The organism is Streptomyces sp. HUAS 31 (genome assembly GCF_028198125.1).
Classification (GTDB): Bacteria; Actinomycetota; Actinomycetes; order Streptomycetales; family Streptomycetaceae; genus Streptomyces; species Streptomyces chartreusis.
The window spans coordinates 7,039,885-7,057,517 of the sequence record NZ_CP116353.1; the positions used below are offsets into that span (position 1 = coordinate 7,039,885).

General features: G+C 70.9%; 18 protein-coding genes. 11 read left to right on the forward strand and 7 right to left on the reverse strand.

What is annotated here, in order from left to right:
* Window positions 1-18 precede the first annotated feature (18 nt).
* Window positions 19-1,014, reverse strand: a complete 996-nt coding sequence (locus PGH47_RS31415) for a TAXI family TRAP transporter solute-binding subunit (RefSeq protein WP_271666166.1) — start codon at window positions 1,012-1,014, stop codon at window positions 19-21.
* 118 nt (window positions 1,015-1,132) lie between these two features.
* Here PGH47_RS31415 and PGH47_RS31420 point away from each other — a divergent pair, with 118 nt between their 5' ends.
* Window positions 1,133-1,537, forward strand: coding sequence for a MazG nucleotide pyrophosphohydrolase domain-containing protein (locus PGH47_RS31420; RefSeq protein WP_126899963.1), 405 nt, complete (start codon window positions 1,133-1,135; stop codon window positions 1,535-1,537).
* Between the two features lie 24 nt (window positions 1,538-1,561).
* Here the strand turns inward: PGH47_RS31420 and PGH47_RS31425 are convergent, their stop codons facing one another.
* Genes PGH47_RS31425 through PGH47_RS31435 form a run of 3 tightly spaced genes read right to left on the reverse strand, consistent with a single transcriptional unit; the run spans window position 1,562 to window position 3,599 of the window.
* Window positions 1,562-2,509, reverse strand: coding sequence for an NADP-dependent oxidoreductase (locus PGH47_RS31425; protein WP_271666167.1), 948 nt, complete (start codon window positions 2,507-2,509; stop codon window positions 1,562-1,564).
* Window positions 2,510-2,544: 35 nt separating this feature from the next.
* Window positions 2,545-2,859, reverse strand: a complete 315-nt coding sequence (locus PGH47_RS31430) for a DUF2218 domain-containing protein (RefSeq protein ID WP_271666168.1) — start codon at window positions 2,857-2,859, stop codon at window positions 2,545-2,547.
* Between the two features lie 47 nt (window positions 2,860-2,906).
* Window positions 2,907-3,599, reverse strand: coding sequence for a GTP cyclohydrolase II (locus PGH47_RS31435; protein ID WP_271666169.1), 693 nt, complete (start codon window positions 3,597-3,599; stop codon window positions 2,907-2,909).
* 164 nt (window positions 3,600-3,763) lie between these two features.
* Here PGH47_RS31435 and PGH47_RS31440 point away from each other — a divergent pair, with 164 nt between their 5' ends.
* The 4 genes from PGH47_RS31440 (at window position 3,764) to PGH47_RS31455 (ending at window position 6,909) form a co-directional block, all read left to right on the forward strand.
* Window positions 3,764-4,243 carry a MarR family winged helix-turn-helix transcriptional regulator gene (locus tag PGH47_RS31440; RefSeq protein ID WP_271666170.1) on the forward strand — a complete coding sequence of 160 codons (480 nt, stop codon included), beginning with the start codon at window positions 3,764-3,766 and terminating at the stop codon, window positions 4,241-4,243.
* Window positions 4,244-4,313: 70 nt separating this feature from the next.
* On the forward strand, window positions 4,314-5,840 hold the full coding sequence (gene miaB / locus PGH47_RS31445; RefSeq protein WP_271666171.1) for a tRNA (N6-isopentenyl adenosine(37)-C2)-methylthiotransferase MiaB: 1,527 nt from the start codon (window positions 4,314-4,316) through the stop codon (window positions 5,838-5,840).
* Between the two features lie 45 nt (window positions 5,841-5,885).
* Window positions 5,886-6,176, forward strand: coding sequence for a hypothetical protein (locus PGH47_RS31450; protein ID WP_271666172.1), 291 nt, complete (start codon window positions 5,886-5,888; stop codon window positions 6,174-6,176).
* 10 nt (window positions 6,177-6,186) lie between these two features.
* The gene (locus PGH47_RS31455) at window positions 6,187-6,909 is read left to right on the forward strand and encodes a class III extradiol dioxygenase subunit B-like domain-containing protein (protein WP_271666173.1); all 723 of its coding nucleotides are present in this window, start codon (window positions 6,187-6,189) and stop codon (window positions 6,907-6,909) included.
* Window positions 6,910-7,035: 126 nt separating this feature from the next.
* Here PGH47_RS31455 and PGH47_RS31460 read toward each other — a convergent pair whose 3' ends face one another.
* The gene (locus PGH47_RS31460) at window positions 7,036-7,308 is read right to left on the reverse strand and encodes an antitoxin (RefSeq protein ID WP_271666174.1); all 273 of its coding nucleotides are present in this window, start codon (window positions 7,306-7,308) and stop codon (window positions 7,036-7,038) included.
* Between the two features lie 24 nt (window positions 7,309-7,332).
* A complete protein-coding gene (locus PGH47_RS31465) occupies window positions 7,333-7,587 on the reverse strand; it encodes a hypothetical protein (protein ID WP_271666175.1) in 255 nt (84 codons plus the stop codon).
* A 182-nt stretch (window positions 7,588-7,769) separates the two neighbouring features.
* On the opposite strand from PGH47_RS31465, the gene miaA reads away from it, so the two are divergent.
* The 6 genes from miaA (at window position 7,770) to hflX (ending at window position 16,171) form a co-directional block, all read left to right on the forward strand.
* Complete coding sequence (gene miaA / locus PGH47_RS31470) at window positions 7,770-8,708, forward strand: tRNA (adenosine(37)-N6)-dimethylallyltransferase MiaA (RefSeq protein ID WP_271666176.1); 939 nt, start codon at window positions 7,770-7,772, stop codon at window positions 8,706-8,708.
* A 108-nt stretch (window positions 8,709-8,816) separates the two neighbouring features.
* Entirely contained in the window at window positions 8,817-9,320 is a 504-nt protein-coding gene (locus PGH47_RS31475) for a hypothetical protein (RefSeq protein ID WP_030950452.1), read from the forward strand.
* A 100-nt stretch (window positions 9,321-9,420) separates the two neighbouring features.
* Window positions 9,421-10,296: a diaminopimelate epimerase gene (dapF, locus tag PGH47_RS31480; RefSeq protein ID WP_271666177.1), complete on the forward strand. Its 876-nt coding sequence runs from the start codon at window positions 9,421-9,423 to the stop codon at window positions 10,294-10,296.
* A gap of 297 nt (window positions 10,297-10,593) precedes the next feature.
* Complete coding sequence (locus tag PGH47_RS31485; protein ID WP_271666178.1) at window positions 10,594-12,765, forward strand: RelA/SpoT family protein; 2,172 nt, start codon at window positions 10,594-10,596, stop codon at window positions 12,763-12,765.
* Between the two features lie 116 nt (window positions 12,766-12,881).
* Window positions 12,882-14,474 (forward strand): M1 family metallopeptidase, encoded by a 1,593-nt coding sequence (locus PGH47_RS31490; RefSeq protein WP_376059089.1) that lies wholly within the window; start codon window positions 12,882-12,884, stop codon window positions 14,472-14,474.
* A 203-nt stretch (window positions 14,475-14,677) separates the two neighbouring features.
* Window positions 14,678-16,171, forward strand: a complete 1,494-nt coding sequence (hflX, locus tag PGH47_RS31495; protein WP_271666180.1) for a GTPase HflX — start codon at window positions 14,678-14,680, stop codon at window positions 16,169-16,171.
* A 152-nt stretch (window positions 16,172-16,323) separates the two neighbouring features.
* Here hflX and PGH47_RS31500 read toward each other — a convergent pair whose 3' ends face one another.
* Complete coding sequence (locus tag PGH47_RS31500; RefSeq protein ID WP_271666181.1) at window positions 16,324-17,553, reverse strand: trypsin-like serine peptidase; 1,230 nt, start codon at window positions 17,551-17,553, stop codon at window positions 16,324-16,326.
* Between the last annotated feature and the right edge of the window lie 80 nt (window positions 17,554-17,633).

A 17,633-nucleotide genomic window follows, 5' to 3' on the forward strand; every position in this document is an offset into this window, starting at 1 on the left:
GCTGCGCTTCTACGTCAGCTACGGCTTGACCGAGCGGTAGTACCGCTGAGCCCCGTCGTGCAGTGCCAGTGGGTCGGTGTAGATCGCCGTGCGCAGGTCGACGAGCTGGGCGGAGTGGACGTGGGCGCCGATGCCGTCGCGGCTCTTGATCACCGTACGGGTGAGCCACTCGGTGAGGCGGGGGTCCATGTCCTTGCGGGTGATCAGCAGATTGGAGACGGCGATCGTCGCCACCGTGTCGCCGTTCTGCACGGTGGGGTACGCCGACTCCGGCATGTTGGTCGCCCGGTAGAAGTGCGCCGTGTCGCCCTGCGCGTGCACCTTGGCGACCAGGTCGGCGTCGATCGGCACGAACCGGAACGCGGACGACTCGGCGATCTTCTCCAGCCCGTCCGTCGGCACGCCGCCCGACCAGAAGAAGGCGTCGAGCTCGTGCCCCAGCCGCTTTGGCCCGGTGTCGATGCCGTCCGACCGGGGCGTGATGTCATTCTCCGGGTCGATGCCGGCGGCCTCCAGCACCCGGGTGGCGATCAGCCGTACGCCGGAGTTGGGCAGCCCTATGGCCACCCGCTTGCCCTTGAGGTCGGCGACGGAGCGGATGTCCGAGTCCGGCGGGACGACGAGCTGTACGTAGTCGTCGTACAGGCGTGCGACCCCGCGCAGCCGGTCGGTGACGGGCTTGCCGCTCATCTTGTACGTGTCCACCGCGTCGGCGGCGGCGATCGTGAAGTCGGCCTTGCCGGTCGCCACGCGCTCGACGTTCTCCTGCGAGCCGGCGCTCGTCAGCAGCTTCACCTTCAGCTGCGGCATGTCCTTGGCGAGCTCGTTGCGCAGGAGCTCGCCGTACTCCTGGTAGACCCCCGCGCGCGTGCCGGTGCTGAACGTGATCGTCCCGCTCGGCGGGTCCTCGCCCAGGGGCAGCAGCCACCACAGCAGCAGCCCAAGGGCCACGACCCCGGCGACCGCGGCCTGCGCGGCCCGGCTCCTGCTGATGCGGTCGAGTGCCTTGGACATGGTCGCGATCCTGCCAGCCGGTACGCCGTGCTGACCAGGGCCGAGGTCACAGGGGCGAGCCGCCTCCATGATCGGGACCGTGACCGGGGCTGTCCTGGCCGGTCGCTACAGTCGCCGCATGAGTTCCTCTCCTGCCGACCTGGTCCGTGAATTCCACCTCGCCTTCGGGCTGGCCGCGCGCAGTACGCCGACGGAGGTGTCCCGGGACCTCGCCGCCCACAGAGGGGAACTGCTCGCGGAGGAGGCCGCGGAGGTCGCCGAGGTGTCGGTGACCGGCCCGCTGGACAGGCTCGCGCACGAGCTGGCGGACGTCGTCTATGTCGCGTACGGCACGGCCCTGGTCCACGGCATCGACCTCGACGCCGTCCTGGCCGAGATCCACCGCTCCAACATGACCAAGCTGGGCCCCGACGGCCAGGTCGCCCGCCGGGCCGACGGCAAGGTCCTCAAGGGCGAGCACTACGAGGCACCGGACGTGTCGGGCGTGCTGCGCAGCCAGGGGTGGGCGGCCGACGGGGCGTGAGGGCCTGCATGCCTGCCGGTGCCGTCAGAGCAGGATCACCGTCTTGCCGCGCGAGCCACCCGCGCGGGCGCGGATCACGGCCGCGGGGGCGTCGGCCAGGGGCACCTCGGCGTCGATCGTGATGCGGAGCTTGCCCGCGTCGGCGAGCGCGGCGAGGGACTCCAGCTCCTTGCGGCTCGGATCGTTGACGAGGTTGACGCCGTGCACCTCGCGGGCGGCCAGGGCGTCGGGGTCGGCGGCCCGGTTGGTGCTCACGAAGGTGCCGCCGGGCTTGAGCAGCCCCGCCAGGGCGTCGACGTCACCGCCGGGTGCGGTGACCAGGTCGAGGACCGCGTCGATGCCGTCGGGATGGGCGGCCAGGACCTGCTCGGCGGTGGGCGCGGCCGTGAAGTCGACGGTCTCGTCGGCGCCGAGATCGCGGAGGTGACGGGCGATGTCGCCCGTGGCGGTGGCCAGCACCGTGGCCCCCTGGAGCGCGGCGAACTGGATCGCGGACTGGCCCACTCCGCCGGACGCGCCGTTGATCAGGATCACCTGCCCGGCGTCGAGGCGGGCCGCCTCGATGGCCTGGTACGCGGTCACGCTGGCGGTGGGCAGGGCCGCCGCGACCGGGAACGGCAGGTCGTCGGGCATCCGGGCGAGGGTGCCGTTCTCGGCGGCGATCACGTACTCCGCGTAGGAGCCGCGCCCGTGCGCGAGGTTCATGAACTGGCCGTAGACGGTGTCGCCGGGCCGGAAGTGGATGACGCCGGAGCCGATGCGCTCGACCACGCCCGCGCCGTCCGAGCCCATGACCAGCGGGAAGCCGTGGTCGACCAGGCCCTTGAGGGCTCCGTCGGCGACCTTCCAGTCGAAGGGGTTGAGCGCGGCGGCGTGCAGCCGGACCAGCAGCTCGCCCGGGCCCGGTTCCGGCACGGGCAGATCGGTGAGGAGCGGCTCGGCCCCGAAGCCGGTGATCGTGACGGCCTTCATGACGGTGCCTTTCTCTCGGACGCCGGGAGGGCGCGTCAGTCCTGTGCGGGGTTCTCCTGGGCGGTGGGCTCGTCCCAGACGACGATCAGTTCGTTGCGCCGCCCGAAGCGTTCGAGGTGGCTGCCCACGACGTCCCGGATCGTGGCCAGCGCGGATGCGTCGGGCGCGGTGACGCGGATCAGCAGGTGCTCGGGCCGGGGTTCGAGGGCGACGTCGGTGTTCTGGAACGTGAGGCGGTGGCCGCCGTCCGGCGTCTCCTCGGCCGGGATCTTCCGGCCGAAGTGGGAGGCGAGCTGCTTGGCGTAGCGCGGGGCGGCGTCGGTGGCGACGCGGGCGAGGGAAGAGGGCATGGGAATGCTCCGGGGTCGACGGGTCCGTGCCTGTCGGGCGGGGACGGTCAGCCGGCCAGCGTGGCAACCGTGCCGGGGCCGGCCTGCTCGGGCAGGGCGATGGTGTGGTGAGTCCGCTCGGCCTTCGCGTGCAGATAGCGGACGTTGCTGTCGGTGGCGAAGACGCCGGTCGGCCGTACGAAGCGCACGGGGACGCCCAGGTCGCGCAACTGGCCCGCCTTGTCGGGGTTGTTCGTGAGCAGGTCGAGCTCGCCGATGCCCAGGGCGGTGAGCATCTGGGCGGCGGCGGTGTAGTCGCGGCCGTCCTCGGGCAGGCCCAGCGCGGTGTTGGCGTCGTAGGTGTCCAGACCGGCGTCCTGGAGGGCGTACGCGTCGAGCTTGTTGTAGAGGCCGATGCCGCGGCCCTCCTGGCGGAGGTAGAGCAGGACGCCGCCGGTGGCCGCGATTCGCTCCACGGCCTCGCGCAGCTGCGGACCGCAGTCGCAGCGGGCCGAGCCGAACACGTCCCCGGTCAGGCACTCCGAGTGCAGCCGCACCAGCGGTGCGGGCGCGGCCGTGGGGTCGCCCAGGACCAGCGCCACATGCTCCTCGCCGTCCACCAGGCCGTGGAAGGTGACCGCGTCGGCGGTGACCTCGTAGCCGTCGGGGAAGCGGAGCGGGATGGTCACGCGGGTGCGTATCGAGGCCGCTGGGGAGGGGGCGGAGGAGCGGGGGTGACCTGCTGCGGGGGCGGCGTCCATGGGTGCTCCTTCGAGGGTCGGCAGGTTCAAATTTGAACCTCGATGCCTCGACCCTAGCGTGAAGTTTCAAATTTTGAGCAACCTGTTCGGTGTTGCACCGGTCACATCCGGCGGCCGTACCCGGCCCGCGGTTCGAATTTGAACCATCGCGCTAACGTGGACGCATGGCCGAACCCCAGTGGTTGAACGAGGAAGAGATGCGCGCCTGGCAGGCCTTCGTGGCCGCGGGGTCGCTCGTCAATCGCCGGCTGGACCAGCAGCTCAAGGACGACGTCGGGATCACACACCTTCAGTACGAGATCCTGGTGCGCCTCGCCGCCGCCGAGAACCGCGAGATGCGCATGAGCGGCCTCGCCGACGCGCTCCTCAACACCAAGAGCGGCCTGACCTACCAGATCACGCAGCTCGAGAAGGCCGGCCTGGTCACCCGGCGCTCCTGCCCGAGCGACGTGCGCGCGGTCTACGCCGTCCTCGCCGACGCCGGCCGCAGGATGCTGGAGCGGGCCGCGCCGGGCCATGTCGCCCTCGTGCGCAAGCTGCTCATCGACGTCCTGACGCCCCGGCAGCTCGCCACCGTCGCCGACGGTCTCGGGGAGGTCGTGCAGCGCATGCAGGACGGCGAGGCCGGGACCGCTCGGCAGTGATCACACGGTCCTCGGCGTCGAACCGGAGTTCGGGGCAAGGCGCCTCCGCCGACCGCCTACCCTTGAACGCATGACCAGCAGCAGTGACCGGAGCCCGGCAGTGGAACCCCGCGGAAATCTCACCTATGAGGTTCGCACCTACGGGTGTCAGATGAACGTCCACGATTCCGAGCGGTTGTCCGGCCTGCTCGAGGACGCCGGTTACGTGCGCGCGCCCGAGGGCTCCGACGGCGACGCCGACGTCGTCGTCTTCAACACCTGCGCGGTCCGCGAGAACGCCGACAACAAGCTGTACGGCAACCTCGGCCACCTCGCCCCGAAGAAGGCGAGCCGGCCCGGGATGCAGATCGCGGTCGGCGGCTGTCTCGCGCAGAAGGACCGCGACACCATCGTGAAGAGGGCGCCCTGGGTGGACGTCGTCTTCGGCACGCACAACATCGGCAAGCTGCCGGTCCTGCTGGAGCGCGCCCGGGTGGCCGAGGAGGCGCAGGTCGAGATCGCCGAGTCGCTGGAGGCGTTCCCCTCCACGCTGCCGACCCGGCGCGAGAGCGCCTACGCGGCCTGGGTGTCGATCTCCGTCGGCTGCAACAACACCTGCACCTTCTGCATCGTTCCGGCCCTGCGCGGCAAGGAGAAGGACCGCCGCACCGGCGACATCCTCGCGGAGATCGAGGCCCTGGTCGCCGAGGGCGTCAGCGAGATCACGCTGCTCGGCCAGAACGTCAACGCCTACGGCTCCGACATCGGCGACCGCGAGGCGTTCAGCAAGCTGCTGCGGGCCTGCGGGAAGATCGACGGCCTGGAGCGCGTCCGCTTCACCTCGCCGCACCCGCGCGACTTCACCGACGACGTCATCGCCGCCATGGCCGAGACGCCGAACGTCATGCCGCAGCTGCACATGCCGCTCCAGTCCGGCTCGGACACCGTCCTGAAGGCGATGCGCCGCTCCTACCGCCAGGATCGCTACCTGGGGATCATCGAGAAGGTCCGCGCGGCCATCCCGCACGCGGCGATCACCACCGACATCATCGTCGGCTTCCCGGGCGAGACCGAGGAGGACTTCGAGCAGACGCTGGACGTCGTGCGCGAGGCCCGCTTCGCGCAGGCCTTCACCTTCCAGTACTCCAAGCGCCCCGGCACCCCGGCCGCGACCATGGACGGCCAGATCCCCAAGCAGGTCGTCCAGGCACGCTACGAGCGTCTCGTCGCCCTCCAGGAGCAGATCTCCTGGGACGAGAACAAGGCGCAGGTCGGCCGCACCATGGAGCTGATGGTCGCCGAGGGCGAGGGCCGCAAGGACGGCGCCACGCACCGTCTGTCCGGCCGCGCCCCCGACAACCGCCTGGTCCACTTCACCAAGCCCGACCAGGAGGTCCGTCCCGGCGACGTCGTCACGGTCGAGATCACCTACGCCGCCCCGCACCACCTCCTCGCCGAGGGCGCCGTCCTCGACGTGCGCCGCACGCGCGCGGGTGACGCCTGGGAGAAGCGGAACACCGCCGAGGCCGCCAAGCCGGCCGGTGTCCTGCTCGGCCTCCCGAAGATCGGCGTTCCTGAGCCGCTGCCGGCGGCGACGGGCGGCTGCGCGGCACACTGAGAACACACGACTCGACCAGGGGTGGTCGGGAAAAGGGGGCGGGACATGGCGCAGTGGGCCGTGGTGGTGCAGTCCGGTTACGGCGATCAGTACCAGTGCGATGAGGCCGCCCGCTTCGAGGGCACCCTGGAACAGGCCCGCGCCCGCCTCTACGAGATCGCCTGCACCTACAAGCACCGCAGTGGGCTGCGGCAGAAGCACCGCGAGGTGTTCCGGGTCGGTGACGGGGACGCGTACTACGCGGTCGTCGAGGGCATGATGACCACCCATCGTGTCCTGTTCCAGCTGGCCGAGCGGGTGTGGAGCATCGACTCGGAGCCCAAGACCTGGGAGTAGGCTCCCGATCATGCTCGTCGCCGTCGCAGTGTGCCCCTGCCCACCGCTCCTGGTGCCCGGCGTCGCCGCCGGTGCCGCACCCGAGCTGGACTCCGCGCGTGCCGCCTGCACGGACGCGCTGGGGCTGCTGGCCGCGGCCCGGCCGGACCGGCTCGTGGTCGTGGGACCCGGCGACGAGAGCGAGCACGGCGGGTACGCCGGGGGGACGCGGGGCACCTTCCGCGGCTTCGGCGTGGACATCGACGTAACGCTGGGGCGGCCCGAGGCCGACGACCCCGAGCCGTCGCAACGCCGGCTCCCGACGTCGCTGGCCGTCGCCGCGTGGCTGCTGGAGCGGACCGCTTGGGCGGGTGCCCCGATCGAGGGACTCGTGGTGGGGGAACCTCTGACGCCCGAGCGGTGTATTGAAATCGGAAGGGACGTCGCCGTCCGGGCCGAGCGGGTGGCGCTGCTGGTGATGGGCGACGCCAGCGCCTGCCGCACGCTCAAGGCTCCCGGCTACCTCGATGAGCGGGCGGCACCTTTCGACGCGTCCGTCGCGCGTGCGCTGGGCAAGGTGGACCTGGCCGCGCTCAAGACGCTGGACACCGAGCTCGCACACGAACTGAAGGTCTCCGGACGGGCTCCCTGGCAGGTCCTCGCGGGCGCCGCCGAGGAAGCGGGACTGTCCGGGGCTCTGCTGTACGAGGACGCGCCGTACGGCGTCGGGTACCTGGTCGCGACCTGGTCGTAGGCGCGGGGCGGCCAAGGCAACGCAGACGCGGAGCGACTGGCAACGCAGACGCGGAGCGACTCCGGGACACGAACGGCGGACGGCCGGGAGCCGTGAAGCTCCTCGGCCGTCCGTCGATGTGCCGTTTCAGGTGGTCGGCGGGGGTGAATCCTGCGGCGGCGTGCCGCCACCGGCCGCCGGGTCGTCGCCCTTGTGGTGCGCCATCCGGCCCATGGCGCCCTTGGCCTTGCCCGTGCCCGTGTGGATCTTCTCGCTGTACTTGCCCTTGGTCCGCTCGTCGACGGCCCTGGCGGCCCGGTCGAGACCGTGGTGGACCTGCTCCTCGTGCCGCTGCGCGAAGTCGGAGACCTTGTCCTTGGCCGGGGCGAGTTTGGCTTTCAAATTGTCCATCAGACCCATCGTTCACCTTCCCGCGCGGGGCAGTTACGTGCGGGCGCCCTCACCGGCCTCGCTGTCGGCGGCCTCGTCGGCGGACTGCTGCTTGGGGATCTCGACCCCGTCGTCACCGTCCGACGCGACGGCCTCCGACGTGGTCGGAGCCGCTTCCTCGGCCTGGGCCTCGACCGACCCCTTCGCCTCTGCCGTCTCCTCCGCCGTTGGTGTGTCGGCCTGAACCTCGACGGTTGACGCCTCTTCCGTGGCCTTCGACCGCCGGAAAAGTCGTGCGAAAACGCCCATATCCACTCCATACGTTACTCGTGCGGGCGAAATCCCGCGTCGCCCGGTGCGTCACATCGCGCCCCCGGGTGGCCGCCTCCGTGAAACCGGCGGCGGCAACCTCGCAACACGCAACGACCCCGCGCGTGTGCCGTCACGTAACTCGTTCGAGGCCACCCCGTGAGGTTTGCGAGACTGGGGCGGTGAGCAGTGCACCCCCCGCCCCGCGCGTCATCGCCGTAGTCGGCCCCACCGCAGCCGGAAAGTCCGATCTGGGCGTTTTCCTGGCCCGGCAACTCGGCGGCGAAGTCGTCAACGCCGACTCCATGCAGCTATACCGAGGGATGGACATCGGCACCGCCAAACTGACGCCCGAGGAACGCGCGGGAGTCCCGCACCACCTCCTGGACATCTGGGATGTCACCGTCACGGCGTCCGTCGCCGAGTACCAGCGCCTCGCCCGGGAGCGGATCGACGCCCTGCTCGCCGAAGGGCGCTGGCCGATCCTGGTCGGCGGCTCGGGGCTGTACGTCCGCGGGGCCGTCGACAACCTGGAGTTCCCCGGCACCGACCCCGAGGTCAGGGCCCGCCTGGAGGCGGAGCTCGCGCTGCGCGGCTCAGGGGCGCTGCACGCCCGGCTGGCCGCCGCCGACCCCGAGGCGGCGCACGCGATCCTGCCCAGCAACGGCCGCCGTATCGTCCGTGCCCTCGAAGTGATCGAGATCACCGGCCAGCCCTTCACCGCCAACCTCCCCGGCCACGACTCGGTCTACGACACCGTCCAGATCGGCGTCGACGTGGCCCGCCCCGAGCTGGACGAGCGCATCGCGCGACGGGTCGACCGGATGTGGGACGCCGGACTCGTGGAGGAAGTGCGCGCACTGGAGGCGCAAGGGTTGCGAGAGGGGCGTACTGCCTCGCGCGCGCTCGGCTACCAGCAGGTGCTCGCCGCGTTCGCCGGTGACTGCACCCTCGAAGCGGCGCGGGCCGAGACCGTCCGGGCCACCAAGCGCTTCGCGCGCCGTCAGGATTCATGGTTCAGGCGCGACCCGCGGGTGCACTGGCTCAGTGGGGCTGCGGCAGATCTCACAGAACTTCCGCATCTCGCACTGGCGTTGGTCGAACGACCGGTTACAGCCTGATCACGTGATGGCATCGGGACGCTCCGGCCGCCGTCCCGGCCTCCGGCGCCATGCCATCATCGAGCTTCGATCGACCAAGTGGAGTCCGAGTTGGGAGGGCGCGTGGCGATGGAGGCCGGCCCTCGCGACACCGCACAAAGCACCGAGAACGTCACCACTGACACGGGTGAGCGGGAACCGGACGGCGACCGCCTGAGCCCGGACGGGCCCGACGAGACCGAGGGCGGCGTCACCGACGACGGTCCCGAGCCCGAGGAGATGTACGCCAGCGGGCCCGAGGTCGAGGTCGAGCTGCGCCCGCAGCGCCGACTGCGCATCTGGCAGCTCGCGCCCATCGTGGGCCTCGCCGCGGTCGGCTCCCTGATGTTCGCCTTCCCGCTGGCCTTCGACTTCGGCGACAGCGGCGCCGTGATCGCCATGCTGGGGCTACTGATCTGCTCCTGCGCGGCCGGCTGGGGCATGATGGCCGCCCGCCGGGTCGGCTACACCTGGCCAGGGCTGCCGCAGCGCGGCTCCGCGCGCAGGCCCGACTGGCGCGTGGTGCTGGCGTACGTCCTGGTCGTCGCCGCGGTCGTCGTCCTCGCCGTGTGGCGCGTCGCAAGGCTCCGCTGAGGCGCTCCTGACAGAGGCGTGGGGCTGTGCGGCTCCGCAGTGTGAGCGCCGACCGGCCGCCACCGGCCCGCGGCAAACTCGCTTCACTTACGATCGGTGCATGAGCACGCGCACGCCGATCGCCTTCCTCAAGGGTCACGGCACCGAGAACGACTTCGTGATCGTCCCGGACCCGGACAACGTCATCGACCTGTCGCCGGCCGCCGTCGCCGCGCTGTGCGACCGCCGCGCCGGCATCGGCGGTGACGGACTCCTGCACGTCGTGCGGTCCGCGGCGCACCCCGAGGCCAAGGACATGGCGGCCGAGGCCGAGTGGTTCATGGACTACCGCAACGGCGACGGCTCGATCGCGGAGATGTGCGGCAACGGCGTGCGCGTCTTCGCCCGCTACCTCCAGCACGCCGGTCACACCACCGAGGGTGACCTCGCGATCGCCACGCGCGGCGGCGTGAAGACCGTGCACATCGCCAAGGACGGCGACGTCACCGTCGGTATGGGCAAGGCCCGGCTCCCCGAAGGGCACGTGACGGTGAGCGTCGGCGAGCGGACCTGGCCCGCGCGCAACGTGAACATGGGCAACCCGCACGCGGTCGCCTTCGTGGACGACCTCGCGCACGCCGGCGACCTGTACTCCCCGCCGCCGTTCAGCCCGGCCTCGGCCTACCCGGACGGCGTCAACGTCGAGTTCGTCGTCGACCGCGGACCCCGGCATGTCGCCCTGCGCGTGCACGAGCGCGGCTCCGGTGAGACCCGGTCGTGCGGCACGGGCGCGTGCGCCGTCGCCGTGGCCACCGCGCGCCGGGACGGCACCGACCCGGCGGTGACCGGCGCCCCCGCGACGTACACCGTCGACGTGCCCGGCGGCACCCTGGTGATCACCGAGCGGCCCGACGGCGAGATCGAGATGACCGGTCCCGCGGTGATCGTGGCCGAGGGCGAGCTCGATGCGGACTGGCTGGAAACCGCCGTTCGCTGAGTGCTCGGGGTCTGGGATGCCGGGCCGTGGGGCGCCTGTGGTTTGGGAGTAGCGGTTCTGACGCCCCGAAAGGATTGGAAAACGCGAACTCCGGCTGGTCGCGTGGCGCAAAATCGTAAACCTGCAAACCCTCGCTCGAATGGGTGATCCGTTTCACGCTCGGCGAGAGGCGGTCAGTCGCACGTGGTGGGCTCGGTAGCATCAAGCACCGGCCCGGACGGGGGACAAGCCGCCATCCCCTGAGCCGTGTCCGCCATGGGGTACCCCGTCCGCCGGTTAACGCAGCCGGAGGTGCCCATGAGTGCGGAGGCAACGAATTCCGCGACGCCAGGCCCGGTAGCAGGCCCTGTCCCGCCTGCCGTGCCACGCAGGAAGGCCCGCGCCCGCCTCGACCTGCGCCGCCTCGGCCGGGCGGCGCTGCTCGGCCCCGCCTCACGCGACCGGCTGCCCGACGCGATCGGCCATGTCGTCGACGCCCACCGGGCGCACCACGCCGACGCGGACCTCGAACCGCTGCGCCGCGCCTATGTGCTGGCCGAGTCCTCGCACCGCGGCCAGATGCGCAAGAGCGGCGAGCCGTACATCACGCACCCTCTCGCGGTGACCCTGATCCTCGCCGAACTCGGCGCCGAGACCACCACCTTGACGGCCTCTCTGCTGCACGACACCGTCGAGGACACCGATGTGACCCTCGATCAGGTCGGCCAGGAGTTCGGCGCGGAGGTGCGCTTCCTCGTCGACGGGGTCACCAAGCTGGAGAAGGTCGACTACGGCGCCGCCGCCGAGCCCGAGACCTTCCGCAAGATGCTCGTCGCCACCGGCAACGACGTCCGCGTGATGTCGATCAAACTCGCCGACCGGCTGCACAACATGCGCACCCTCGGCGTGATGCGCCCCGAGAAACAGGCGCGCATCGCAAAGGTCACCCGTGACGTGCTCATCCCGCTCGCCGAACGGCTCGGCGTCCAGGCGCTCAAGACGGAACTGGAAGACCTCGTCTTCGCGATCCTGCATCCCGAGGAGTACGAGCACACCAGGGAGCTGATCGTCGAGAACGCCTCCCGCAAGGACGATCCGCTCGCGGAGATGGCCGAGCGGATGCGGGCCGTCCTGCGCGAGGCCGACATCCAGGCGGAAGTCCTCATCCGGCCAAGGCACTTCGTCTCCGTGCACCGCGTGTCCCGCAAGCGCGGGCGGCTGCGCGGGGCCGACTTCGGGCGGCTGCTGGTGCTGGTGGGGGAGGACGCCGACTGTTACGGGGTCCTGGGCGAACTGCACACCTGTCTGACGCCCGTCGTCTCGGAGTTCAAGGACTTCATCGCGGTCCCCAAGTTCAACCTGTACCAGTCGCTGCACACCGCCGTGGCCCGCGAGGACGGTCAGGTCACCGAAGTCCTCATCCGCACCCACCAGATGCACAAGGTCGCCGAGGCCGGTGTCGTCGCGCTCGGCAACCCCTACGCGCTCTCCGCGGAGGAGCAGGCCGTCGCCGGTGACGGTGAGCGCGCCGACCCGACACGGCCCGGCTGGCTGTCCCGGCTCCTCGACTGGCAGGAGGCGGCGCCGGACCCGGACACCTTCTGGTCCACGCTGCGCGAGGACCTCGCCCAGGACCGCGAGATCACCGTCTTCCGGCCCGACGGCGGCGCCCTCGGACTGCCCGAGGGCGCGACCTGCGTGGACGCCGCGTACGCCCAGTACGGCGAGGACGCGCACGCGTGCATCGGCGCCCGGGTCAACGGGCGCCTGGCGACCCTCAGCACCGTGCTGCGCGACGGCGACACCGTTCAGCTGCTCATGGGGCAGGATCCGGCCTCGGAGCCCTCCAGGGAGTGGCTGGAGCACGCGCACACGCCCGCCGCGCGGATCGCCATCCAGCGGTGGCTGGCCGCGCATCCGACGCACGCGGCCGCGGAGCCCAAGGACGCCGAGGTGGCCTTCCGGGGCGAGTCGGACGGGTCCGCGAGCGCGGCGTCCGCCGGGGAGGGCACGGTCGTGCGCCCGGTCGGCCGCTCCGCCGCCAACGTCCTGGTCGACCGGCCCGGCGCGAGCGTGCGCCTCGCCGGCTGCTGTACGCCCGTACCGCCCGACGAGATCACCGCGTTCTCCGTGCGCGGGGGAGCGGTGACGGTGCATCGCGTCGAGTGCGCCGCGGTGGCGCGCATGAAGGGCACGGGGCGCGCGGAGATCGACGTGCGCTGGGGAGAAACCGCCGAGTGCCGGGTCACCCTGGTCGCCGAATCGTTCGTCCGCCCGCATCTCCTGGCCGACCTCACCGAAGCGATGGCCCAGGAGGGCGCGGAAATCGTCTCGGCGACGGTCGAGCCTCCCTCGCAGCAGCGGGTGCGTCACACCTACACGGTCCAACTGCCGGACGCCGCACTGCTTCCGGGCCTCATGCGGGCCATGCGCAACGTGGGCGGCGTGTACGACGTCAGCAGGGCCCAGCCGCAGACACAGGGGGTGTGAAGGCGGGCGGCGGATCGATGTGCGCCTTTGGGCGTGCACCCGCCTGACCGACCCGTTCGAGTGTGGCGGTCGCGCGCCGTCGACGTCCTCCGCTTGTGCGCTGATAGCCCTGGTCCATGCTGCTCAACCCCCGCAACAAGGCTCAGCGCGCTGCCCGTCCACGCCGGCGTCTCAAGGTGCCCGCGATGCTCGTCGGCACTGTCTCCCTCTGCCTGCTCGCCGCCAGTGCACCCGCCACGCCCCTGGGCGTCGGCGACCGCCTCTACCCGCATCTGGGCAACCCCGGCTACGACGTGGCGTCGTACGACCTGTCCTTCACCTACCCCGGCACCAACGACAAGCCCCTCCAGGCCGTCACCACCATCGACGCCTGGACGACCGAGGACCTGGAGCAGGTCAATCTGGACTTCGCTCACGGCAAGGTCGACTCCGTCGAGGTCGACGGGGAGCCCGCGTCGTTCCGCAGCGCCGGTGAGGACCTCGTGGTCACGCCCGGGCAGCCGCTGCCCGACGGCAGCTGGATGCGGATCACCGTGCGGCACACCAGCGACCCCGTCTACGGCAAGGAGCGCGAGGGCGGCTGGGTACGGACCGCGGACGGGCTGGCCATGGCCAACCAGGCCGACGCCGCGCACGTGGTGTTCCCGTGCAACGACCACCCCTCCGACAAGGCCCTCTTCACCATCCGCGTCACGGCGCCCAACGGCTACACCGCCGTCGCCAACGGCCTGCCGACCGACGTGGACCGCGCGGGCGGCTCGACGACCTGGACGTACCGGACCCGGCATCCCATGGCCACCGAGCTCGCGCAGGTCTCCATCGGCCGCTCCAAGGTCGTTCACCGCGAGGGACCGCACGGCCTGCCCGTACGGGACGTCGTGGCCACCGCGGACCGCGAGCGCCTCGAGCCCTGGCTGAAGAAGACCCCCGGCCACATCGCCTGGATGGAGAAGAAGGTCGGGCGGTACCCGTTCGAGACGTACGGCCTGCTCATGGCCCACGCCACCACGGGCTTCGAGCTGGAGACGCAGACCCTGTCCCTCTTCGAGCGGGAGCTCTTCACGCAGTCCGCGTTCCCGCAGTGGTACGTCGAGTCGATCATGGTGCATGAGCTGGCGCACCAGTGGTTCGGCGACAGCGTCAGTCCGCGGACCTGGTCCGACCTGTGGCTCAGCGAGGGGCACGCCACCTGGTACGAGGCCCTGTACGCGGCGGAGAAGGCGGACCGCCCGTTCGAGACGCGGATGAAGGCCGCGTACGCCGCGTCCGACCGCTGGCGCGCCGCCGGCGGACCGCCCGCGGCGCCGAAGGCACCCGCGCCCGGCAAGAAGAACGGGATCTTCCGGCCCAACGTCTACGACGGCGCGGCCCTGGTGCTGTACGCCCTGCGCCAGGAGATCGGCGCACCGGCCTTCCAGAAGCTGGAGCGCCTCTGGGTGAGCCGCTACCGCGACGCATCCGCCTCGACCGCGGACTTCGTCGCCCTCGCGGAGGAGGTCTCCGGGCGCCGGCTCGACGGGTTCATGAACGCGTGGCTGTACGGCGCGAAGACCCCGCCGATGCCCGGTGAGCCGGAGTGGAAGTCCGTGGACCCGGCGAAGACGGTCAAGAAGGCGCACAAGGCGGCCGGGAAGACCGGGGGCAAGTCCGCCGGCAAGAGCGGTGGCAAGTCCGCCGGCAAGGCCGTCGGCAGGGCGACCGGGAAGTAGGACCGGTCCGGAAATAAGGCGGTGACGAGACGGGCCGTGCCGTGCGACCATCATCGGGTCGGCGCGGCACGGCCCGCGGGAATCTCCTGGGGTGCTCGTGCGTTGTGAGCAGTGACGGAACAGGTTCCGGATGCCACGGATTCGTTCCGCTGCGCCGCTGCCACCGTCGCCGTAACCGGATTCCCGATCGACGTAAGGACCCAATGACCTCCTCTTCTTCCTTTTCCCAGGACACACAGCGTTTCGTGCAGACCTATGCCGACGGCCGCCGGGCCGATGCCCTGATGGAAGAGGACGTCGCCTGGAGCCACGAGATCGACGGAGAGCGGGACGGCGATCAGTTCGACCGCTCCGAGCGTGCGGCTCTGCGCCGTGTGGCGGGCCTCTCCACCGAGCTCGAGGACGTCACCGAGGTCGAGTACCGCCAGCTCCGACTGGAGCGGGTCGTGCTCGTCGGTGTCTGGACCTCGGGGACCGCGCAGGACGCGGAGAACTCACTGACGGAGCTCGCAGCCCTCGCGGAGACCGCGGGCGCGCTCGTGCTCGACGGCGTGATCCAGCGCCGCGACAAGCCCGACGCGGCCACCTTCATCGGTTCGGGCAAGGCCATCGAGCTGCGCGACATCGTCGTCGAGTCCGGCGCCGACACCGTCATCTGTGACGGCGAGCTCAGCCCGGGCCAGCTCATCGCCCTCGAGGACGTCGTCAAGGTCAAGGTCATCGACCGTACGGCCCTGATCCTCGACATCTTCGCCCAGCACGCCAAATCCCGAGAGGGCAAGGCGCAGGTCGCGCTCGCGCAGATGCAGTACATGCTGCCGAGGCTCCGCGGCTGGGGTCAGTCGCTGTCCCGGCAGATGGGCGGCGGCAAGGGCGGCGGCCTCGCCACCCGTGGTCCCGGTGAGACCAAGATCGAGACGGACCGGCGACGGATCCGCGAGAAGATGGCGAAGATGCGCCGGGAGATCGCGGACATGAAGACCGGCCGCGAGATCAAGCGCCAGGAGCGCAAGCGCCACAGGGTGCCCTCGGTCGCCATCGCGGGTTACACCAACGCCGGCAAGTCGTCCCTGCTCAACCGCCTCACCGGCGCCGGCGTGCTGGTCGAGAACGCCCTGTTCGCGACCCTGGACCCGACCGTGCGCCGGGCCGAGACCCCGAGTGGTCGTCTGTACACGCTGGCCGACACCGTCGGCTTTGTACGGCACCTGCCGCACCACCTGGTCGAGGCGTTCCGCTCCACCATGGAGGAGGTCGGCGAGTCCGACCTGATCCTGCACGTGGTGGACGGCTCGCACCCGAACCCGGAGGAGCAGCTGGCCGCCGTGCGCGAGGTGATCAGGGACGTCGGCGCGATCGACGTACCGGAGATCGTCGTGATCAACAAGGCGGACGCGGCCGACCCGCTGACGCTGCAGCGGCTGATGCGGATCGAGACCCGCTCCATCGCGGTCTCGGCGCGCACCGGCCAGGGCATCGACGAACTGCTCGCCCTGATCGACAACGAGCTGCCGCGGCCGTCCGTCGAGATCGAGGCCCTGGTGCCGTACACCCTCGGCAAGCTGGTCGCCCGCGCCCACACCGAGGGCGAGGTGATCTCCGAGGAGCACACCCCGGAGGGCACGCTGCTCAAGGCACGGGTGCACGAGGAGCTGGCGGCGGATCTCGCGCCGTACGTCCCGACGCCGACGGCCTGAGCCGACTGCGACGGTCAGAAGTGACGAAGGCCCGCTCCCCTGTCGCAGGGGAGCGGGCCTTCTGCCTGTCCTCGGTGCTGCCTGTCCTCAGTGCTGCCTGTCCTCAGTGCTGCTTGTGCTCAGTGCTGTTTGTGCTCAGTGCTGTTTGTGGATCACCGGCCGCCGTACGTCCTGCTCATGTTCTGGTACAGCGTCTCGGCCCCCCTGCCGAGCTGCGGGCCGGCGAGCCAGGTGTTGTCCTCCGGACCGATCGAGGTGTTCGACACCAGCTTGGTGTCGCCGTTGACGACCCGGAACCAGCCGCCGCCCGACGAGCCGCCGGTCATCGTGCAGCCGATGCGGTACATCGTCGGCAGCGCCGGGCTCAGCGAGAGACGGCCCGGACGGTCGACGCACTTGAACATCTTCAGGCCGTTGAACGGCGGTGCCGCCGGGTAACCCCAGGCGCCCATCGTGTCGACCTCCGTCGCGGACGGGGCGGTGAAGTCGACGTCCAGAGCGCCGGTGGTCTCCTCCAGGGACTTCGCGCCGGACTCCGGCTGCACATGCAGTACCGCGTAGTCGTACGTGGCGCCCGCGCCGCCTGTCTCCGAGCCGCCCTGGATCCACTCGTTGGACGTCGAGACCCAGTCGGCCCACCAGTTGCCGTAGGGGGCGATCTCCGTGGGCGTGGCATTGCCCAGCTCCGCCTCGGACTTGCCGAGGTCGTTGTATGCCGGGACGAAGGCGATGTTGCGGTACCAGCCGCCGCCCTGGCCTGCGTGCACACAGTGGCCCGCCGTCCAGACGAGGTTGGACTTGCCGGGGTGGTTGACGTCCTTGACGACCGTGCCGGAACAGACGGCCGGGCCGTCGGGGGTGTCGAAGAAGACCTTGCCGACGGGCGCCGCGTTGTCGTGGTACGGCGTCTTCTCGGCCGTGGCCTGGACGGGCGCCGGCTCCGGATCGCTCACGCCCTGGTCGGCGGAGGCGTCCTGCGTGGTGACCGTCTTGTTGGCCTCCTTCGCGGACTGCATCCGCTCAGGCTTCCACAGACCCTCGATGACCGGGTTGACGAAGTCCTCGGCCTCGCTGAGCCACTTGTCCTGGTCCCAGTCCTTCCAGGCGCCGTCCTTCCACTGGTCGACGTCGATCCCGTGCTCCTTGAGCTTGTCCGCGATCTCGGACGGGATCTGGATGCCGTCGCCGGTGTTGCCGGAGTCACCGGCCCCTGCGGCCTGGGAGGCGGCGGCGTCGGCCTTGTCGCTCGCCGGGTCGTCGGCCGAGCCGCCACAGGCGGTCGCGGTCAGCGCCAGCGCTGCGACGAGGCCGGTGGCGGCGAGAACGGAACGCCGCCTGCGATGTGGAACTGCGGACGATGGAGCGGAACGCGTGGAACGCATGGTGCGGTAAACCCCCGTTGAAGCATGGTTCTGCGAAATGGGCGCCGTGATGGCCGTTGCTTGTGCGCCCCGCTCAGGAG

Coding starts and splice junctions, on each gene's coding strand:
- PGH47_RS31415 (WP_271666166.1), bottom strand. CDS start 1,014: ATGTCCAAGGCACTCGACCGCATCAGCAGGAGCCGGGCCGCGCAGGCC.
- PGH47_RS31420 (WP_126899963.1), top strand. CDS start 1,133: ATGAGTTCCTCTCCTGCCGACCTGGTCCGTGAATTCCACCTCGCCTTC.
- PGH47_RS31425 (WP_271666167.1), bottom strand. CDS start 2,509: ATGAAGGCCGTCACGATCACCGGCTTCGGGGCCGAGCCGCTCCTCACC.
- PGH47_RS31430 (WP_271666168.1), bottom strand. CDS start 2,859: ATGCCCTCTTCCCTCGCCCGCGTCGCCACCGACGCCGCCCCGCGCTAC.
- PGH47_RS31435 (WP_271666169.1), bottom strand. CDS start 3,599: ATGGACGCCGCCCCCGCAGCAGGTCACCCCCGCTCCTCCGCCCCCTCC.
- PGH47_RS31440 (WP_271666170.1), top strand. CDS start 3,764: ATGGCCGAACCCCAGTGGTTGAACGAGGAAGAGATGCGCGCCTGGCAG.
- miaB (WP_271666171.1), top strand. CDS start 4,314: ATGACCAGCAGCAGTGACCGGAGCCCGGCAGTGGAACCCCGCGGAAAT.
- PGH47_RS31450 (WP_271666172.1), top strand. CDS start 5,886: ATGGCGCAGTGGGCCGTGGTGGTGCAGTCCGGTTACGGCGATCAGTAC.
- PGH47_RS31455 (WP_271666173.1), top strand. CDS start 6,187: ATGCTCGTCGCCGTCGCAGTGTGCCCCTGCCCACCGCTCCTGGTGCCC.
- PGH47_RS31460 (WP_271666174.1), bottom strand. CDS start 7,308: ATGGGTCTGATGGACAATTTGAAAGCCAAACTCGCCCCGGCCAAGGAC.
- PGH47_RS31465 (WP_271666175.1), bottom strand. CDS start 7,587: ATGGGCGTTTTCGCACGACTTTTCCGGCGGTCGAAGGCCACGGAAGAG.
- PGH47_RS31475 (WP_030950452.1), top strand. CDS start 8,817: ATGGAGGCCGGCCCTCGCGACACCGCACAAAGCACCGAGAACGTCACC.
- dapF (WP_271666177.1), top strand. CDS start 9,421: ATGAGCACGCGCACGCCGATCGCCTTCCTCAAGGGTCACGGCACCGAG.
- PGH47_RS31485 (WP_271666178.1), top strand. CDS start 10,594: ATGAGTGCGGAGGCAACGAATTCCGCGACGCCAGGCCCGGTAGCAGGC.
- PGH47_RS31490 (WP_376059089.1), top strand. CDS start 12,882: ATGCTGCTCAACCCCCGCAACAAGGCTCAGCGCGCTGCCCGTCCACGC.
- hflX (WP_271666180.1), top strand. CDS start 14,678: ATGACCTCCTCTTCTTCCTTTTCCCAGGACACACAGCGTTTCGTGCAG.
- PGH47_RS31500 (WP_271666181.1), bottom strand. CDS start 17,553: ATGCGTTCCACGCGTTCCGCTCCATCGTCCGCAGTTCCACATCGCAGG.